This window comes from Aeromonas sp. ANP5, assembly GCF_963870295.1.
GTDB lineage: Bacteria > Pseudomonadota > Gammaproteobacteria > Enterobacterales > Aeromonadaceae > Aeromonas > Aeromonas veronii.
The window spans coordinates 13,169-31,849 of sequence record NZ_CAWMRY010000018.1 but is presented as its reverse complement, the minus strand read 5'-3'; the positions used below and the strand labels follow the sequence as shown (position 1 = coordinate 31,849).

Sequence of the window (18,681 nt, the reverse complement as noted above, 5' to 3'; positions counted from 1 at the left end):
TCAGTTCCCAGTTTCTAACGCTTTCGCTTCTTCCCCATCCGGCCACCGTCCGCTTCGGCTACACGGTATCAAGCGCCATCGGGTGGGGCCTGTCACACAAAAAGAAGAAAGCAATGTATGAGCAAACAACTGGACATGACCCCATTGCCGGATCTCTCCCTGAAAACGGGAACAGGCCCGGTGCGTACCCGGCTACCCGTCTGGCGGCCGGCCCTGCCACCCTGCAATCACGCCTGCCCGGCCGGAGAAAATATCCAGGCCTGGCTCTCTTTGGCGCAGGCCGGTCGTTTTGAGGCTGCCTGGCAGACCCTGATCGAAGAGAACCCCTTGCCCGCCATTCATGGCCGGGTCTGCTATCACCCCTGCGAGAGCGCCTGCAACCGCGGTCAGGTGGATGAATCCGTCTCCATCCATGCCATCGAGCGCTTCCTCGGCGACGAGGCGCTGGCCCGTGGTTGGCAGTCTGCGCCACCAGCCCCTGCCAGCGGCAAGAAGGTGCTGGTCATAGGCGCTGGTCCCTCCGGCCTCTCCTGTGCCTGGCACCTCAACCGGCTTGGCCATCAGGTGGAGATCCGCGAAGCGGGGCCGCTTGCTGGCGGCATGCTGCGCTTCGGTATTCCCGCTTACCGTCTGCCCCGCGACGTGCTGGATCGGGAGGTGGCCCGCATCGTGGCGGCCGGGGTGACCCTGACCCTCAACCACAAGGTGGAGGATGTGCTGCGCGAGCGCGACGAGGGGGGCTTTGATGCCGTCTTTATGGCCATCGGCGCCCATCTGGCCAAGCGGGTCGATATTCCGGCCCGGGAAGCGGGCAAGATCCTCGATGCGGTGAGTTTCCTTGAACAGGCCAGTCTGGCCGAAGAGCAGGGCTTACCGCCACCCAAACTGGGACGGCGGGTGGCGATTTATGGGGGTGGCAACACCGCCATGGATGCGGCCCGTACCGCCCGTCGCCTCGGTGTAGAAGAGGCGATGATCATCTACCGCCGCGATCGGGACCATATGCCTGCTCACGCCTTTGAAGCCGACGAGGCCGAGGAGGAGGGGATCAAGATCAACTGGCTGCGCAGCATCCGCCAGCTCGACAACACCAATATCGAGGTGGAGGTGATGGCGCTGGATGCCGAGGGTAAACCGGTGCCCACCGGCAAGTTTGAAACCCTTGAAGCGGACTCCCTGATCCTGGCGCTCGGTCAGGAAGTTGATTTGAGCGTGCTGGAGAGCATCCCCGGCGTGCGGGTCAACAAGGAGGGAGTTGTGCTGGTAGCGGGTAACCTGATGACGGATGTGCCGGGTCTGTTTGCGGGCGGCGACATGGTGCCCTCCGAGCGCACCGTCACCATTGCCACCGGCCATGGCAAGAAGGCGGCGCGCCATATGGATGCCTGGCTGCGCGGTCGCCACTACCAAAAGATGGTCTCCTACCCGCTGGTGGGGCCAGAGCAGTTGCAACTCTGGTTCCAGACTCATGCCCCGGCCAGCAGCCAGCCGGTCAAACCGGCGTGGGCGCGTGATGACTTTGGCGAGATCATCGGCGGGCTGGATGAGGTGGCCGCTCGCTACGAGGCGGCGCGCTGCTACTCCTGCGGCAACTGCTTCGAGTGCGACGGCTGCTACGGTAGTTGCCCCGAGCAGGCCATCGCCAAGCTGGGGCCGGGCAAGGGCTATCAGGTGGATGCCGAGCGCTGCACCGGCTGCGGTGCCTGCCACGACCAGTGCCCTTGTCACGCCATCGAGCTGCGCCAACCGGAGGAGTCCCAATGAAACATGAATTGATCATGGTCGACGGCAACGAAGCCGCGGCCCGGGTGGCGTACCAGCTGAGTGAAGTGTGTGCCATCTACCCCATTACCCCGAGCTCGACCATGGCCGAACTGGCCGATGCCTGGGCGGCGGAGGGACAGACCAACCTGTGGGGCAACATCCCCACAGTGGTAGAGATGCAGAGTGAAGGAGGGGCGGCCGGTACGGTACACGGCGCCCTGCAGGCGGGGGCGCTCGCCACCACCTTCACCGCCAGTCAGGGGCTGATGCTGATGCTGCCCAACATGTACAAGATTGCCGGTGAGCTGACCTCGGCGGTGTTCCATGTGGCGGCCCGTTCGCTGGCGGCGCAGGGGCTGTCGATCTTTGGCGACCATCAGGACGTGATGGCGGCGCGCAGCACCGGCTTTGCCATGCTCGCCTCCGGCTCGGTGCAGGAGGCGCAGGACCTGGCCTTGGTCGCCCATAGCGTCACCCTGCAGTGCCGGGTGCCCTTTATCCACTTCTTCGACGGGTTCCGTACCTCCCACGAGGTGAACAAGATCACCGCCCTGCATCGGGATGAAATTCGCGCCCTTATCGACAACGACTGGGTGCGGGCTCACCGTGCCCGGGCGCTCAACCCGGATCATCCGGTGATGCGCGGCACCGCCCAGAACCCGGATACCTATTTCCAGTCCCGCGAGAGCGTCAACCCCTTCTACGAAGCGGTACCGGCGCGGGTGCAGCAATGCATGGACAATCTCGGCGAGCTGACCGGCCGCCACTATCGGCTGGTGGAGTATCACGGCGCGCCCGATGCCACCGACGTCATCGTGCTGATGGGCTCGGGGGCGGCCACCGCCCGCACCACAGTGGATTGGCTCAACCGGCAGGATCGCAAGACCGGAGTGCTGGTCATTCGCCTCTATCGCCCCTTCCCGGTACAGGCGCTGCTCGATGCGCTGCCGCAGAGCGTGCGGCGCATGGCGGTGCTGGATCGCACCAAGGAGCCGGGCGCCGGTGGCGAGCCGCTGCTGCTGGATGTGCAGAGCGCCCTGATCGACGGCTTGCAGCGCGGTCTTATCAAGCGGCTGCCCTGGCTCAGTGGCGGTCGCTACGGCCTCTCTTCCAAAGAGTTCACCCCTGCCATGTGCGCGGCTGTGTTCGAGGAGCTGGCATCCGATGCGCCACGCCCCCGCTTTACCGTGGGGATCGTCGATGATGTGTCGGGCCTCAGTCTGGCCTGGCATCCCATCGGCGATCTGGAGCCAGCCAGCCGGGTGCGGGCGCTCTTCTTTGGCCTCGGTGCCGACGGCACAGTCGGTGCCAACAAGAACAGCATCAAGATCATCGGCGAGCTGGAGGGGTTCCACGCCCAGGGCTACTTCGTCTACGACTCCAAGAAGTCGGGCTCGCGCACTGTCTCCCACCTGCGCTTTGGCCCCGAGCCCATCGACGCCCCCTGGCTTATCGAGCAGGCGAGCTTTATCGGCTGCCACCAGTGGGGCTTTGTCGAGTCGGTAGACCTGCTGGAGCACGCTGCGGAAGGGGCAACCCTGTTGCTCAATGCCCCCTATGAGGCTGACAAGGTGTGGGGCCAGCTACCCGAGCGGCTGCGCGCCCGTATCCGAGCCCTCAATATCCAGCTCTACTGCATCGATGGGGATCGGGTGGCCGAGCAAAACGGCATGGGCAATCGCATCAACACCATTATGCAGACCTGCTTCTTCGCCCTGGCCGGGGTGTTGCCGCGGGATGAGGCGATTGCGCTGATCAAGGAGAGCATCGAGAAGAGCTATGCCCGCAAGGGGCCCGAAGTGGTCGAGCGCAACTTCGCGGCGGTGGATGACACCCTGGCTCATCTGCATCAGGTGGCCATCCCGGCCGGTGAGGAGCAGGTCAGCGACTATCCGCTGCCGCTGGCACCGGGTGGCAGCGAGTTTGTCCAGCGGGTCACTGGCGAGATGCTGGCGGGGCGTGGCGATCTGATCCCTGTCTCCATGCTGCCGGTGGATGGCACTTACCCCACTGCCACCAGCCGCTTCGAGAAGCGGGATATCGCCCGCGAGATCCCAATCTGGCATTCGGATATCTGCATCCAGTGCGGCAACTGCGTCTTTGTTTGCCCCCACGCGGCGCTGCGGGCCAAGTTCTACCATCAGGACTGGCTGGCGACCGCCCCCGAGGCGGCGCAGTCGGTACCCGTCACCGCCAAGGGCTTCCCCGACAGCCGCTACACCTTGCAGCTCTATCCGGAGGATTGCACCGGCTGCGGCCAATGCGTGCAGGCCTGTCCGGTGCGGGCAGGAGCAGATGAGGAACACGAGGGCGATCGCGCTATCGCCATGATGGACAAGGCCCCCCATCTGGCTGGCCAGAAACAGGCACTGCGCTGGTTCGAGAGCCTGCCGTGGCCTGCCCGCGAGCGGGTGGATTTCTCCACGGTGCGCGGCGCCCAGTTCCTCGAACCCCTGTTCGAGTTCTCCGGTGCCTGCGCCGGCTGCGGCGAGACCCCGTACCTCAAGCTGCTGACCCAGCTGTTTGGCGATCGCATGCTGGTGGCCAACGCCACCGGTTGCTCCTCCATCTACGGCGGCAACCTGCCGACCACGCCGTGGGCCAAGAACGGGGAAGGGAAGGGGCCGGCCTGGTCCAACTCCCTGTTCGAGGACAACGCCGAGTTTGGCTTTGGTTTTCGTCTCACCGCCGATCAGCATCACGGTCAGGCGGTGGCGGCCCTTGAAGCGATGAAGGGGGAGCTGGGGGAGGCGCTGGTCGAGTCGCTTATCAACGCCCCGCAGCGGCTGGAGTCGGAGATCCGCGCCCAGCGCACCCGGGTCGCGCAAGTGCGGGAGCGGCTGGAAGAGGTGAAATCCGGCAAGGCCCGCGAGCTGCTGTCACTCATCGATCAGCTGGTGCGCCGTTCGGTCTGGATCATCGGCGGCGATGGCTGGGCCTATGACATCGGTTCGGCGGGGCTCGATCATGTGCTCGCCTCCGGCCGCGATGTGAACGTGCTGGTGATGGATACCGAGGTCTACTCCAACACCGGCGGCCAGATGTCGAAATCGACCCCGCTCGGCGCCGTCGCCAAGTTCGCGGCGGGAGGCAAGACGCTGGCCAAGAAGGATGTGGCGTTGCAGGCCATCTCCTACGGCAACGTCTATGTTGCCCGCATCGCCTTTGGTGCCAACCCGCAGCAGGCGCTGCAGGCCTTGCGTGAGGCGGAGGCTTATCCGGGCCCGTCGCTGATCATCGCCTACAGCCACTGTATCGCCCACGGCATCGATATGGAGTTTGGCCTGACCCAGCAAAAACGGGCCGTGGCCTCCGGTCACTGGCCGCTGATACGTTACAACCCGGTATTGCGCAGTTTGGGGCAGAACCCCTTCAGTCTCGACAGCCTGCGCCCCTCCATCCCCCTTGCTGAATATCGGCAGGAGGAGACCCGTTATCGGGTGCTGGCCCAGAGCCATCCGGAGGAGGCTGAGCGGCTGATGCAGGTAGCGCAAAAAGTGGCGTGGCAGAAGTGGGCCACCTACGAGGAGATGGCCACCCGCGAGGCCAGCCATTTCCATCCGCCGGTGTGAGGATGGAGTGAGTAAAATATAACCAAGCGGGCCATTGGCCCGCTTTTTATTAACTTATTACAGGCATCTATTCTCGATATCTAAAAAATACAGCTGCTGTTGAGGTGGTGTTCATAATCGTCAGTTGATATATTTGTAATGACTATGAAAAATAGAACCTATAGGATGTTTTACGTAGGTATCTTATGGAGAGTTAAAAATTTTAATTTGATTGCCTGTGGAGACATAATGGGATCGGTTAGCGTTATTCAACGATATATGAATTTATCTAAGTTTCTATATCTTTTACAAAATAGCACCTTGTTTTTGCCAAAAATGTCGATTTTTGATGATCATCTTGAAGGTGGGTTGACAGCAAGTGATTATCTAAAAAATTCTAATGACGCACCTGCTTTTGATATAGCCGTTAATAGATTTATGCCTCCATGCGGGGAGACTCCTGCACAGTGGGAAGACAGACTCAGAGCCAATGACTTGGCAATGCAGGAATTAAATAATAAAAAATTCATAACTCCATTTGGTGAGTACTTTAAAAATGACATCCAAACTATTTTTCCAAAGTGTCGTGAGTATATATATGTAAGCTGTTGGCATCATTCTCATTTTGAATGTAGCGCCATGTGGCAATTGTATGGTGCTGAGAAAAATTCAGTCTGCATTTTTACATCGATTGAGAAACTAGAGCAGCAAATGATTTCTAATGAGTCATTTTCTGACTTAAAGCTTAAAAATGTCAATTATATTGATCACACGAAGGCTCAGTTCGGTCAAGATTGTCTTGACCCTTTCCTATCAAAAGCCTTGCCATTTAGCTTTGAGAAAGAGTTGCGTATTGTAGCATTCAATTCCGAAATTAACTTGAATGACGTTGGGGTAAATAAAACTTCTGGAATAAACATAAAACTTCACTCCCTCCAGGAATTAATAGATAAAATTGTAGTTTCTCCTAACTCTGATTCATGGTTTAAAAAGTGTGTAGAGATACTATGTAACACATATGGTTTGAATGTTGAGGTTGAAGAGTCATCACTTAAGTGTAAACCTATTAATAATTTATTCGATGCATTAAATTATGAGATGCAACGGTAGGCGAGTTTAAGGTAATGGCTTTAATTTAGTTATCGGCACTACAGTTTATCGCTTTATAAATGCTGCCGCCTTGGCGGCATTTATATATCTGCAGGCCAAGGCTTACTTTTCCTACCAAGGCAGGTAAGCTGCGGGGCAAATAGCGTCAAGCAGGAGAAGGGATGATGACAGAACAATATATAGCCGGGACGATTGGCATTCTGGGGGCGGGGTGGCTGGGGCTGCCGCTGGCGCGGGCTCTGCTGGCGGCAGGCAAGCAGGTTGCTGTCACGGTCAGCAGCGCCGAGAAGGCGGCCCGTCTGCAAGGGGAGGGGATCGCTGCCCATCCGCTGACGATTTCTGCCCATATGTCGGATGCGTGGCCCATCCCCTGCGAATCGCTGGTGATCTGCGTACCGCCCAGCAAGACCGATGACTATCCGCAGGCGGTGGCAAAGGCCTGCGCGTTGGCCAAAGCGAGCGGCACCCGGCGAGTGCTGTTTGTCAGCGCCACCTCGGTATGGGGCGCAGGGCAGCAGGAGGGGGAAGAACCCCAACCCCGCCATGCCCGTGGCGAGCGGATGCTGGCGGCGGAACAGGCGGTGCTGGCAGCCGGTTTCGAGACGGTGATGATAGTGCGCCCCTCCGGCCTTTATGGCCCGGATCGCCATCCCGGCCGTTTCCTCGCGGGCAAGACGCTGGATGGCGGCGCCCAGTCGGTCAATCTGGTCCATCTGGACGATGTGGTGGCGGCCTGCATCTTGCTGCTGGAGCGGGGCAAGGACGGGGATGTTTTCAACCTGAGCGCGCCGGTGCATCCGCGCCGCGAGCAGTTCTACCCCTTTGCGGCGCGCCAGCAGGGGCTGCCTGTGCCGGTCTTTATCGAGCCTGCCGGTGAATTCCAGCCCATCGACGGTCAGCTGATTTGTCAGCAGATGGGATTCAACTATCGCTGGCCCGATCCGGCCCACTGGTTTGCCGAGCTCGCCGCCTCGGGCAATTGAGGTTTGCCAAGGGGGTGATCGCCCCCTATCATGCCGCCATCCATGAGAGAGAGGCGGTAATGATGGTAGATACAAAACGTCACCCCGATGGGGAGTTGTTGCTGAGAACCCTGGCAATGCCAGCCGATACCAACCCCAATGGCGACATCTTTGGTGGCTGGATCATGTCCCAGATGGATATAGGTGGGGGCATTATGGCCAAGGAGCTGGCAAAAGGACGTATTTGTACCGTATCCGTCGAAGGTATGACCTTTCACAGTCCGGTCAAGGTGGGTGATGTGGTCTGCTGCTACGGCCGCTGCATGAAGATCGGCCGCAGCTCCATGAAGCTCAAGCTGGAGGTGTGGGTCAAGCCGGTACTGCGGGAAAACGATGCCCAGCGTTACTGCGTGACCGAGGGGATCTTCACCTATGTCGCCATCGACGAACAGGGCAAATCCCGTCCGGTTCCGGTGAGTGCCTGATTAAATCAGCCGGGCATTGATGATGGATATTTCCTGCTCAAGCCCGGTTTTTTGCCGTATCATGCGTTCCAGCATCTCTTCCGAGCCCACATATTGCAGGGTGTCGAACAGGCAGAGATCGCATTGAGGGTCCCGTCTTATCTGATAGACGGTGGCCAGCTCCACTTGATGACAATTTCCTTGTTGATCATAAAACGTCACGTTGTACCGAAGTTCTTTCGCCATGAGACAAGGTCCTTCTGGTTGGGTGGAACAGGGACTATCAGCTTAGTCGGCGTGGATGACGTTTGTGATGGTCGCAACAAAAAGCAAAGGCGGGCGGTTGTTAGCCAATGAAAAATAGTTATCGCATTCTTGGCACCTCCCTGCTGACCCTGGGGTTGGTAGGCTGTTTTGAGGTGCCGGATCAGAACCATCTGGTCACAGCTCAAGGGATTGTGCCGGGACTCGACTGCCAGCGTCCGCCGCTGGTAGCGTTGGCGACCACGGCGCTGCCCCGTGAATTCGGGGTGACGGTGTGGAATCTCTACAAGGGCCAGCGCAAAAACTGGCGTGAAGGGATGGACAGTTATGCCAAGGGGCAGGATCTGGTGCTGCTGCAAGAGTCGGCCACCCGTCCCGATATGCTCGACTGGCTGCGCGCCGGTGATTTCCAGTGGCAACAGCTGCAAGCCTTCACCCAGGGCGGCGTCTCGTTCGGGGTGATGACAGTGGCCAAGACCCCGCAGGCGTTCGTCTGTGGCGTGCGCTCCCCCGAGCCCTTGCTGCGCATCCCCAAATCCGGGCTGGTGAGCCTCTATCCGCTGCAGGGCGATCCTGATGGCGTGATGGTCATTAATATCCATGCGGTCAATTTCGAGCTGGGGATGGCCACCTTCCGCGAGCAGCTCAACGATCTGACTGCGCTGGTGCGCCGTCATCAGGGGCCGGTTATTCTGGCCGGTGATTTCAACACCTGGAGTGACAAGCGCCAGTTCTGGCTGAATAAACTGGTGGACGAGCTGGGCCTGCAAGAGGCCTTGCCGGTGCCTGACCTGCGCCGCACCGCCTTCGGTCGCCCGCTGGATCACCTCTACTACCGCAATCTGGACCTGGTTGAGGTGAGTTCACCGGCGACCGACAGTTCGGATCACAACCCCATCATTGCGCGCTTTGCCGCCCAGTCTGTGACTCCCTGATCGGGGATGATGTGTGCGTGTTGCCCATAAAAAAATCCGGCGCCTGATGGCGCCGGATTTTTTTATACGCTCTGGCGGTCAACCCACTCGGGATGACCCGCAGGCATTACTGGTAGAGACCCAGATTCGCTTTGGCGTAGGCTTCGAAATCGGTGCAGCCACCGATGTGCTGCTCGTCCAGGAAGATCTGCGGCACGGTATTGACCGGCTTGCCGGCGCTCTTGGCCAGATCTTCTTTGGTGATCCCTTCGGCATGGATATCCACGTAGCGGAATTTGAAGTCATCGCGCTGTTCGGTCAGCTGCTCGGCGATCTGTACGGCACGGACACAGTAGGGGCAACCCGGGCGACCAAAAATCACTGCAAACATATTTTCTCTCCGTTTTTTTAAGCCGTTTTTGTATGGCCGTTGATATGAGGCAGGCAACAGCATAGCCCTGCCTCGTGGCGACTTGAAGCCGAAATTATCGATACCGTGATTCGAGTGGGCCTATTGGCTCAGCTCTCATCGGCGATCTGGATCGGCTGCTGCTGATAGATGCTCTCCAGCACCCCCTTCTCGAATACGGTCCAGGGCCACGGCGCCTTGCTGGCACGGTAGCGCTCATGGGTGGCCGGATCTTGGGACAGGCCACGCTGGAACATCACGAACGCCTTGCGCTGGCCGCCCGCCGTATCGATAAAGCCCACCAGATTGGAGGTGCCGGTGATGGTACCTGTCTTGGCATGGACCTTGTTCTTCATCATGGGGGCGGTGACACTGCGGCGCCACGCCAGGGTGCCATCCACCTGGGAGCTTGGCAGCAGCTTGATCAGGCCAAGTTCGGCATCATTTTTCTGGATGAAGTTCAGCACCGACATCATCTGACGGGCGCTGATGAGATTGTGAGCGGAGAGACCGGAGCCGTCAGCCAGAGTGGCGTTGCCCAGATCGATGCCGTTCTTGGTCAGGATGGCGCGCACCGCCATGGTGCCGCTGCGATAGCTGCCCGGCTTGTTGTAGTAGTGACGGCCCACGGTTTTGAGGAAGGTATCGGCATAGAGGTTGTCCGATTTCTTCAGCATCTTGGCGAGCATTACCGGCAGGGAGACCGAGTAGTGGGTGCCGAGGGTCTCAGCCCCTTCAGGGGCCTTGTGGGTGACCCGCAGCAGGCCATCATGCTTGATACCAGCCCGGTTCATCGCCCAGCGGATGTTGTCCCAACCCCAGGCTTCCACATCGTGAATGGCGAAACGCAGTCCCTGCGGCTCCTTGTTCGGAGTAATGCAGCCCTTGAGTTCGTAGAAGTTGCCCTTGGCCATGTCCACTTCCAGTGCGCAGAACTGGCGCGCCATGTCGCCATAGCTCATCACCTCCACGTTGTCGGCACCGATGCCGATGGGGACGCCGGTAGCTACATTGCCCACCGCCGGTTTGCCAATCTGGGTGGCAGTGATGGTGCCGTAGGCGCAGTTCTTGTCGATGATGACCGAGGAGACGGGCGCGGCGAAGCAGAGGGTCTGATCCCCCCACGACCAGCCGTTGCCGCGTTCGTAGCCGTTGTAGGCGCCGGTGTTGACGTAGACATTGCCCTTGATGCTGGTGACGCCGAGCTGTTTGAACAGGGCCAGCAGATCCATGCGGGAGAGGGTGGGGTCGCCGACGAAGTTGATCCAGATATCGCCGTTGATGGTGTCACCCTGTTTGGCACCGGGCTGGGCCTGAATATCGGTGGCGAAGCGGAAGTCGGCACCCAGCTCGAGGCGGGCCGCCAGCGCGGTGAGCACCTTCATGGTGGAGGCGGGGGCGATCATCTGATCGGCGTGGCGGGCGAACTCGACGCCGTTATTGCCCTGCACCATGATGGCGTACTGGCCACCCTGAGGGGGTGTCAGCGGGGCGGCATGAGCCGCCAGAGAAGAAAAGAGAGCACAAAAACCAATCAACAGCCGCTGCATAACATCCTCTAACGTGACGAAGGGCCCGGCAGTGGTGCCGACCCTGATAATTCAACCCGCCGATGCGGGATCAACGGGGGTAATGCAATTCATGCCATGTATGCCGGTCGCCATCATGTCATCGAGTTGGCGGTACGATAGCGACCCTCATAATCAAAAATTTTCTCTTTTATCTGCCAGAAGCGACCCGATTTACGGGCGATGACAAAATCCGGATGACGGAACTGGCTTTGCACGGCCAGCACGCTCGCCAGGGTGGCAAATTCGGGCTCCAGCCCCGGGGCGGGCCAATGATGACGCACAAAGTGCTGTTGAAACAAGCGCCGTGCGCCCGGGGAGTGAAATCCGAAGTATTCACTGAGGATCAGTCCATCCTCATCGTGGTAGGTCACCTCCAGCCGCTCCCCCTGTTTGCCGCGCCCTTCTGTGAGGGTTAGCCCGGCACAGCGGATCACCATGCAATCTTTGAGATTGAGCGCCTCTTTGAGCTTGTCGTCAGGGTCCACCAGCAGCTGATCGCAGCTCTGGCAGCGGCGGGCGGCGATGTCGTTCTCCGCGCCGCAGCCGGGGCAGATCTTGGCGCGAAAGCGGTAGTCACACTCTTCACGGTTGCCCTCATCATCTTCGAACAGCCCCTGACAGCGGCGGCCGTAGTGCTCGATCACCTTGCCATCCTCGTCGGTCTTGCCCCAGAAGGTGTTGGCAAAACCGCAGGCGGGGCAGGGCACCTGCACCGGCTCGGTACCTGCGTGGGGGCGGGGTTCCCCCACTTCGGGGGCGAACAGGTTGAAGTTGTTGCCGGCGTAGTCGAGCACCAGACAATCGCTCTTGCCGGGTGATAGGCGCAGGCCCCGCCCGACGATCTGCTGATAGAGCGACACCGACTCGGTGGGTCTGAGCATCACGATAAGATCGACATGGGGGGCATCGAAGCCGGTGGTGAGCACCGCCACGTTGACCAGAAACTTGAGCTCGCGCGCCTTGAAGGCGCTGATGAGGGCATCGCGCTCCGGCCCCGGCGTCTCGCCGGTGATAAGGGCCGCCTGCTCCCCTCTGGCGCCAAGCAGAGCGTGAATTTCGCGGGCATGTTCGACGGTGGCGGCGAAGATCATCACCCCCTGCCGGTCGGCGGCATACTCCAGCACCTGACTCAGGATATGGGGGGTGACCCGCTGCTGGCGCTTGAGCTCGCCGTTGAGGTCCGCCTCGCTGAAGAGGCCATTCTCCCGCGGCACCAGCTTGCTGAAGTCGTAGTGAACGATGGGGGCATCCACCATGCGCGGTGGGGTCAGGTAGCCGTTTTTGACCATAAAGCGCAGGGGCAGCTCGAACACGCAGTCGCCGAACAGCCGTTCGCCGTGGCTCTTGACCATGCCGTGGTAGTGGCGCCGGTAGATCCAGCCCAGCCCCAGCCGATAGGGGGTGGCGGTGAGGCCGAGGATCTTGAGGGCCGGATTGGCGGCCTTAAGGTGGCCTAACACCTGATGGTACTGGCTGTCATCATCGAGCGAGACCCGATGGCACTCATCGATGATCAGCAGCGAGAAGGCGCTGTCGAAGGCATCCAGATTGCGCGCTACCGACTGCACCGAGCCGAACACCACCTGGGCGCTTGCCTCCTTGCGATCCAGACCGGCAGCGAAGATATCGGCCTTGAGCCCCCACGCCTCGTACTTGCCGTGGTTCTGCTCCACCAGCTCCTTGACGTGGGCCAGCACCAGCACCCGACCGCGCGCCTTGCGGGCCAGCTCGGCGATCACCAGACTCTTGCCGGCACCGGTTGGCAGCACTACCACGGCGGGATCCGGGTGTTTGCGAAAGTGGCTGATCACGGCGTTGACGGCGTCGGTCTGATAGGGTCTGAGAACGAACATGGGGGCGTGGTGTTTTGGCATGGTACGGCGCAGGGTGGCGCCATTATAGGGTGCTTGCTGCCACAAAAACAGCGGGCCGGCATGATGCCGGCCCGCAGGGTGCTTGGTTGCTGATCAATGGAACGGGAAGATGTAGTTCATCCAGCTTGCCATGCGCAGCAGCACTTTGCGCATCACAGATACATGGTGGAAGTACTGGGTGTAGACCGCGGCCTGCCCGCTGGCACCGGCAATCATCTGATACTTGGACCACTCGGGGTCGGTAATGGAGATGACTACCGGCAGGCGACCCGGACGCACCGCCGTGGTCTGATCCAGCAGACCGGCGTTGGCCTGCACGTTACCGGCGGCAATGGCCGGAACCACGGCGGTCACCTTGCCTTTGAAGATTTTGCCGGGTACGCCATCGATCACCACTTCGGCCTCATCGCCCACCGCCAGTCGCTGCATGCTGTTCTGCCAGAACCAGCCGACGTAGGCGGTGTCATCCTTGTGGATGAAGGTCATCACCGGACGATACATGAAGGGGGTGGCGATCATGCCGGGGCGCAAGGCCAACTGCACCACATGACCATCGCTCGGGGCATAGACCACGGTTTGTGACTGCTGGTACTTGGCTTCCATCAGCTGGGCTTGCAGATCATTCAGGGTGGCTTTCTGCTGGTCAATCTGGGCCACGATGTCATCCACGTTGGCCTGGGTGACATCGAGGTCGCGCTGCTTGCCCACGCCACGGCGCATCAGGTCGCTGGCGCGATCTCGATCCAGTCTGGCTGAGCGCAGTCTTGCCTCGATGGACTTGAGGTGCTCGCGGTTGGATTCGACCCGTGCGGTGAGGCTATCCACTTTCAGACGGAACGGCTCATCATCGAGGCGAAACAGCACGTCGCCTTTTTTCACCGGCTGGTTGGCTTGTACCGGCACCTCGACCACCCGGCCCTTGACCAGCGGCACTATGGGGGTAGAGACGTAGTAGTTGCGCGCCATCTCGGAGTAGGGGTGGTTGTAGTTCATCAGCATGATCAGGGTGCCGATGAGCAGCACGCCGCCCAGTGCTGCGGTGGGGACGGTCCACTTGTTGAGCGGGATGCGGAAGATTTTGAATATGGCGACACACAGCGCCGTGTAGGTCAGGATCAGTAGCAGGTCCATGGTTTATCCCTGTTGCTCACTCTGTTCGATAGTGTTGATACGGCTCTTCAGATCCGCCAACTCCTGCTTGAGGGCCGCCAGCTCCTCTTCATCTTTTTGCAGCCGCTGGCTAAAGCCCCAGCCCCGATCGGGGCGATAGATGGTTGCCCAGATCCAGAGGAAGGGCCACAGCACATGCAGGGTAAACAGGCTGACCCAGCCTGCCACGTGAATGGCATCCTGATGAGGGTGATTCCGGTGTTTGGCAATCTCGTAAGGAATATCGTGGATAACGATGACTCCATAAAAAATGACCAGCCCGACAAAGACGAGCAGACCAAGGGCAAAATAATCAAGGGCCATTTATAACCTCCACTGGCATGACGCACAGCTTAATCATTGGTTCCAACAAGCACTAAAGCAATTAAGAATCACACATTTATCGTCAGTTCGCCCGGAATCTTAAAGCTATTCGCTGTATTGAAGCTGAAGCCGTCCAACAGTTGTCTTATTAGTCTTTTTGTCATTAAAAAAGGCGCCATCAGGCGCCTTTTTGTGCTGCTTTCGCTGCATTTTTTGCTGTTTTTACCCTTCGCTGGTACTGCTGACCAGCGGCTGGCGGAATTTCATCAGGAAGGCCACGGTAATGGCCGCCGTTGCAGTCAGGCCGATGATGGTGGAGGTCCCCATCTCCAGCCCGAACCCGATGGGTGCGTTTGCCAGATAGGTGATCACCACAGCAGTCATGAACATGGCGGGAATGGTGCAGATCCAGTGCAGCTTGCCCTCTTTGATTAGGTAGGCAGCCGCAGCCCACAGCATGATGACGGCGGTGGTCTGGTTGGCCCAGCCGAAGTAGCGCCAGATCACCCCGAATTCAGCCTTGGAGATGATAAAACCAAGGATAAACATGGGGATGGCGATCAGCAGACGCTTGGCCAGCGGCTTCTGGGTCATCTTCAGGAAGTCCGCCACGATCAGGCGAGCACTGCGAAACGCGGTGTCACCGGAGGTGATGGGCAGGATCACCACGCCGAGGATGGCCAGAATGCCGCCGACTGTGCCGAGCAGGCTGGTGGAGACTTCGTGTACCACGGCTGCCGGGCCGCCGTTGGCCATGGTAGCGTTGAGCGCTTCGGTGCTGTCGTAGAAGGAGAGACCCAGGGTGCACCAGATAAGGGCGATGATCCCTTCACCGATCATTGCGCCGTAGAAGATGAAGCGGCCGGATTTTTCGTTCTGCATGCAGCGCGCCATCAGTGGTGACTGGGTGGCGTGGAAGCCTGATACCGCGCCACAGGCGATGGTGATGAAGAGCAGCGGCCAGAGCGGCAGTTCGGTCGGGTGCAGGTTGGAGAAGTCCATCCCGGTGTTGTAGAAGCCTTTGCCGGAGGCGATCAGGCCAACGATGAGGCCGACCGACATGAAGACCAGCAGGGCGCCGAAGATGGGGTAGAAGCGACCGATGATCTTGTCGATGGGGACTATGGTCGCGAGGATGTAGTAGGCAAAGATTGCCACGATCCAGTAGACCAGATCGGTGGAGGTGAGGTTGGCGAGCAGCCCTGCCGGGCTCAGCACGAATACCACGCCCACCAGCATCAGCAGCACCACGGCAAACAGGTTCATGAAGTGCTTGGCGGCGGTGCCCAGATGCTCACCGACCACGGTTGGCACCGAGGCCCCCTTGGCGCGCACCGACAGCATGCCGGAGAAGTAGTCATGTACCGCACCGGCGAAGATGCAGCCAAAGACGATCCAGAGCATGGCGACCGGGCCGTAGAGGGCACCCAGGATGGGGCCGAAGATAGGGCCAACGCCTGCGATGTTGAGCAGTTGAACCAGATAGACTTTCTTGTCCGACATCGGGACATAGTCCACCCCGTCAGCCATGGTGATGGCGGGGGTTTTCAGCTCGGGTTTCGGGCTGAATATCCGTTCGATGAATTTGCCGTATATGAAGTAGCCGGCCACAAGTAAGCCGACACAGAGGAAGAACCAGATCATTGCTACGCTCCTGCATTGTTATTTTTTAGTGTGCAGAGCGAGTCTAAAACGGTTGCGCCTGACTGGCAGGTGAAACTCCCCGAGCGGCGCTTTGGCGCGCCGAGCGGTCGGCAGCTGTGATCAGGCGCACACTCTGCGGCTCAGTCCAGCCCCAGCTGATCTTTGAGCTCCTTGAGATAGCGACGACTGACCGGCACCCGGGCGCCGCTCGGGGTGACAATCTCTGCCAGCTGGTTATCCAGCAACCGGATCTCGAAGATGGCGTTGGGGGAGACCAGATATTGGCGGTGGCAGCGCAGCAGTGGGCTCTTTTCTTCCAGCGATTTGAGGGTGAGCTGGGTGTGGAACAGCTCGCCCTGACAGGCCACATGGACCCCGCCCAGATCGGAGAAGGCATACTCCACCTGCGCGATGGGGAGCAGCCTGACCCGATTGTGCAGATAGCCCGGAATGTGTTCGATGGTGGGGGCCAGCCGCTCGATGGGCTGCGGGGAGATATCCTGCTTGAGGCGAGCGAGGGTCTTGGCGAGCCGGGCGGGCTCCACCGGCTTGAGCAGGTAGTCGAAGGCGTTCTCTTCAAAGGCCTGAATGGCATATTCGTCAAAAGCGGTGACAAAGACGATCCGGGGCAGGGGGTCGAGCATGGCGACCAGCTCCATGCCGCTCAGCTTGGGCATCTGGATATCGAGGAACACCACATCGGGCTTGAGGCGCTGAATAAGCGGTAACGCCTCGATGGCGTTGGCCGCTTCCCCCACGATCTCGATGGCAGGATCGCAGGCCAGCTGCTGCCTCAGCTCTTCGCGGGCATAGTGTTCGTCATCGACTATCAGGGTGCGGATCATGGTTGCTCCTTGGGGATGGTGAACGAGACCCGGGTCCACTGTTCCGGCTCGCAGGCAATAGTCACGCCATAGCGCTCGCCAAAGGCGCTTTTCAGTCGCCGATCGACAATGGTCATGCCCAGACCGTCGCCCGCGGGGTGCGCTTGCCAGGTGCCTGCATTATCTTCCACATGGATGGTGACGCTGGCGGGATGCTCTTCGGTCCAGAGGCGAATGCGCCCCTGCTCCAGCAGGGTCGAGATGCCGTGCTTGATGGCATTCTCGATCAACGGTTGCAGGGTGAAGCTGGGCAGTCGCAGTGTGGCCAGATGGGGCGGGATTTCGTTTATCACCGTCAGCCGATCGCCAAAACGGGCCAGCTCGATCTCCAGATAGGATTGGCAGTGCTCCTGCTCCTCCTGCAGGGTCGCAAGGCCACTCTGGCGCTTGAGGTTCTTGCGAAAGAACAGCGAAAGATGCAGCAGAAGGTCTCGCGCCTTGTCCGGATCACGCCGGGTGATGGCACTGATGGTGTTGAGGGTGTTGAACAGAAAGTGGGGGTTGATCTGGGCCTGGATAAGTTTCAACTCGGACTGCACCAGCAGCCGCTGATGCTGCTCCAGCCGACCGGCCAGCAACTGCTGTGACAGCAGGTTGGCAATCCCTTCCCCCAGGGTGTGGTTGATCTTGAGAAACAGCCGCTTCTTCGGCTCGTAGAGCTTGATGGTGCCGATCACTCCTTTGTCCCCCTGCAGCGGGATCACCAGCACCGAACCCAGCTGGCATGCGGAGGAGAGGCTGCAGCGATAGGGCTGGCTGTTGCCATCGGCAAACAGCACCTTGTTCTGGGCAATGGCCTGCATGGTGATGGCTGACGCAATGGGGGTACCCGGCAGATGGTGATCTTCGCCGGTGCCGATAAAGGCGAGGATCTGCTCGGTGTCCGTGATGGCGACCGCCCCCACGCCGGTCTCCTCCTGAATGATGCGGGCAATCTTGTTGCTCGCCTCCGGGGTAAAGCCCTGACTCATGATCCCCACTGTGCGGTTGGCGATATTGAGCGCCTTGGCGGAGAAGACCCGGGAGAACTTCTCATACATCCGCTGCTGGTCGCGGATCATGCTGATAAAGAGCGCCGCGCCGCAGGAGTTGGCCAGAATCATCGGGGTGGCGATGGTGCGCACCAGCAGCAGGGATTTGTCGAACGGGGTCGCCACCAGCAGGATGATGACCATCTGCATGATCTCGGCGTAGAGGGTGGTAAAGAAGGCGATACGCGGTTCAAACAGGGCATCCGTTCGTCCCGAGCGCATCAGGCGCCAGTGCACTATGCCTCCGAGCAACCCCTCGCAGGTGGTGGAGATGGCGCAGGCGAGATCGGTAAATCCCCCCAGCGTATAGCGGTGCAGGCCGCCGGTCAGCCCCACCAGAAAGCCCACCAGCGGCCCCCCCAATAATCCCCCCAAGACGGCGCCGACCGCCCGGGTGTTGGCGATGGCATCGTCGATATCGAGGCCCACATAGGTGCCGAGGATACAAAAGCTGGAAAAGATGATGTATATCAGTATCTTGTGAGGTAGCCTCACTGAATAGTTGGCGAGCGGGCGCAGCAGCGGGCTTTTCGAGAAGAGATAGGCGATCACCAGGCTGACGCTCATCTGTTGCAGCAAGGAGAGGACCAACTGCATAAAAAACGCTCCTCATAAGCCAGCTGAAAAAATGTTCAGCCCGTGAATAAGTGTGATCAGGATCTTGTTCTGTTGGCCCAACTGGGCGCAACGGGCCGCCAGTTTGCCAGAACAAGTTGATAAAACCATATTAAATCAGCATGTTAAATTGATATTTGTGTAAGCGGCA

The 18,681-nt window shown here is 59.7% G+C and carries 15 protein-coding genes; 6 read left to right on the top strand and 9 right to left on the bottom strand.

The features are described from left to right. Nucleotides 1-117: 117 nt before the first annotated feature. The 5 genes from AACT07_RS11745 (at nucleotide 118) to yciA (ending at nucleotide 7,872) form a co-directional block, all read left to right on the top strand. The gene (locus AACT07_RS11745) at nucleotides 118-1,764 is read left to right on the top strand and encodes an NAD(P)-binding protein (RefSeq protein WP_069527871.1); all 1,647 of its coding nucleotides are present in this window, start codon (nucleotides 118-120) and stop codon (nucleotides 1,762-1,764) included. Next, complete coding sequence (nifJ, locus tag AACT07_RS11740) at nucleotides 1,761-5,336, top strand: pyruvate:ferredoxin (flavodoxin) oxidoreductase (protein WP_069527869.1); 3,576 nt, start codon at nucleotides 1,761-1,763, stop codon at nucleotides 5,334-5,336. Before AACT07_RS11745 ends, nifJ begins: the two co-directional genes overlap by 4 nt. A gap of 228 nt (nucleotides 5,337-5,564) precedes the next feature. After that, a complete protein-coding gene (locus AACT07_RS11735) occupies nucleotides 5,565-6,425 on the top strand; it encodes a DUF2971 domain-containing protein (protein ID WP_139123820.1) in 861 nt (286 codons plus the stop codon). 164 nt (nucleotides 6,426-6,589) lie between these two features. Beyond that, complete coding sequence (locus tag AACT07_RS11730; protein WP_083249970.1) at nucleotides 6,590-7,408, top strand: NAD-dependent epimerase/dehydratase family protein; 819 nt, start codon at nucleotides 6,590-6,592, stop codon at nucleotides 7,406-7,408. A gap of 59 nt (nucleotides 7,409-7,467) precedes the next feature. Further along, nucleotides 7,468-7,872, top strand: a complete 405-nt coding sequence (yciA, locus tag AACT07_RS11725; RefSeq protein WP_005337875.1) for an acyl-CoA thioester hydrolase YciA — start codon at nucleotides 7,468-7,470, stop codon at nucleotides 7,870-7,872. Here yciA and AACT07_RS11720 read toward each other — a convergent pair whose 3' ends face one another. Further along, complete coding sequence (locus AACT07_RS11720) at nucleotides 7,873-8,097, bottom strand: hypothetical protein (protein ID WP_005337874.1); 225 nt, start codon at nucleotides 8,095-8,097, stop codon at nucleotides 7,873-7,875. Nucleotides 8,098-8,204: 107 nt separating this feature from the next. On the opposite strand from AACT07_RS11720, the gene AACT07_RS11715 reads away from it, so the two are divergent. Then, on the top strand, nucleotides 8,205-9,050 hold the full coding sequence (locus AACT07_RS11715; RefSeq protein WP_069527864.1) for an endonuclease/exonuclease/phosphatase family protein: 846 nt from the start codon (nucleotides 8,205-8,207) through the stop codon (nucleotides 9,048-9,050). A 106-nt stretch (nucleotides 9,051-9,156) separates the two neighbouring features. On the opposite strand, the gene AACT07_RS11710 is transcribed toward AACT07_RS11715, so the two are convergent. The 8 genes from AACT07_RS11710 to AACT07_RS11675 all read right to left on the bottom strand — a co-directional run bounded on the left by AACT07_RS11710 (nucleotide 9,157) and on the right by AACT07_RS11675 (nucleotide 18,512). Beyond that, nucleotides 9,157-9,420 carry a GrxA family glutaredoxin gene (locus AACT07_RS11710; protein WP_005337870.1) on the bottom strand — a complete coding sequence of 88 codons (264 nt, stop codon included), beginning with the start codon at nucleotides 9,418-9,420 and terminating at the stop codon, nucleotides 9,157-9,159. 128 nt (nucleotides 9,421-9,548) lie between these two features. Then, a complete protein-coding gene (dacB, locus tag AACT07_RS11705; RefSeq protein WP_005350510.1) occupies nucleotides 9,549-10,988 on the bottom strand; it encodes a D-alanyl-D-alanine carboxypeptidase/D-alanyl-D-alanine endopeptidase in 1,440 nt (479 codons plus the stop codon). A 113-nt stretch (nucleotides 10,989-11,101) separates the two neighbouring features. After that, nucleotides 11,102-12,862 carry a DEAD/DEAH box helicase gene (locus tag AACT07_RS11700; protein ID WP_069527947.1) on the bottom strand — a complete coding sequence of 587 codons (1,761 nt, stop codon included), beginning with the start codon at nucleotides 12,860-12,862 and terminating at the stop codon, nucleotides 11,102-11,104. 114 nt (nucleotides 12,863-12,976) lie between these two features. Beyond that, a complete protein-coding gene (locus AACT07_RS11695) occupies nucleotides 12,977-14,014 on the bottom strand; it encodes an HlyD family secretion protein (protein WP_069527862.1) in 1,038 nt (345 codons plus the stop codon). 3 nt (nucleotides 14,015-14,017) lie between these two features. After that, nucleotides 14,018-14,356 carry a DUF3302 domain-containing protein gene (locus AACT07_RS11690; RefSeq protein WP_005337862.1) on the bottom strand — a complete coding sequence of 113 codons (339 nt, stop codon included), beginning with the start codon at nucleotides 14,354-14,356 and terminating at the stop codon, nucleotides 14,018-14,020. 222 nt (nucleotides 14,357-14,578) lie between these two features. After that, nucleotides 14,579-16,000, bottom strand: coding sequence for a carbon starvation CstA family protein (locus tag AACT07_RS11685; RefSeq protein WP_005350521.1), 1,422 nt, complete (start codon nucleotides 15,998-16,000; stop codon nucleotides 14,579-14,581). Nucleotides 16,001-16,140: 140 nt separating this feature from the next. Further along, complete coding sequence (gene btsR, locus AACT07_RS11680) at nucleotides 16,141-16,845, bottom strand: two-component system response regulator BtsR (RefSeq protein WP_005350523.1); 705 nt, start codon at nucleotides 16,843-16,845, stop codon at nucleotides 16,141-16,143. Beyond that, entirely contained in the window at nucleotides 16,842-18,512 is a 1,671-nt protein-coding gene (locus tag AACT07_RS11675; protein ID WP_069527861.1) for a sensor histidine kinase, read from the bottom strand. Before AACT07_RS11675 ends, btsR begins: the two co-directional genes overlap by 4 nt. Nucleotides 18,513-18,681 lie beyond the last annotated feature (169 nt).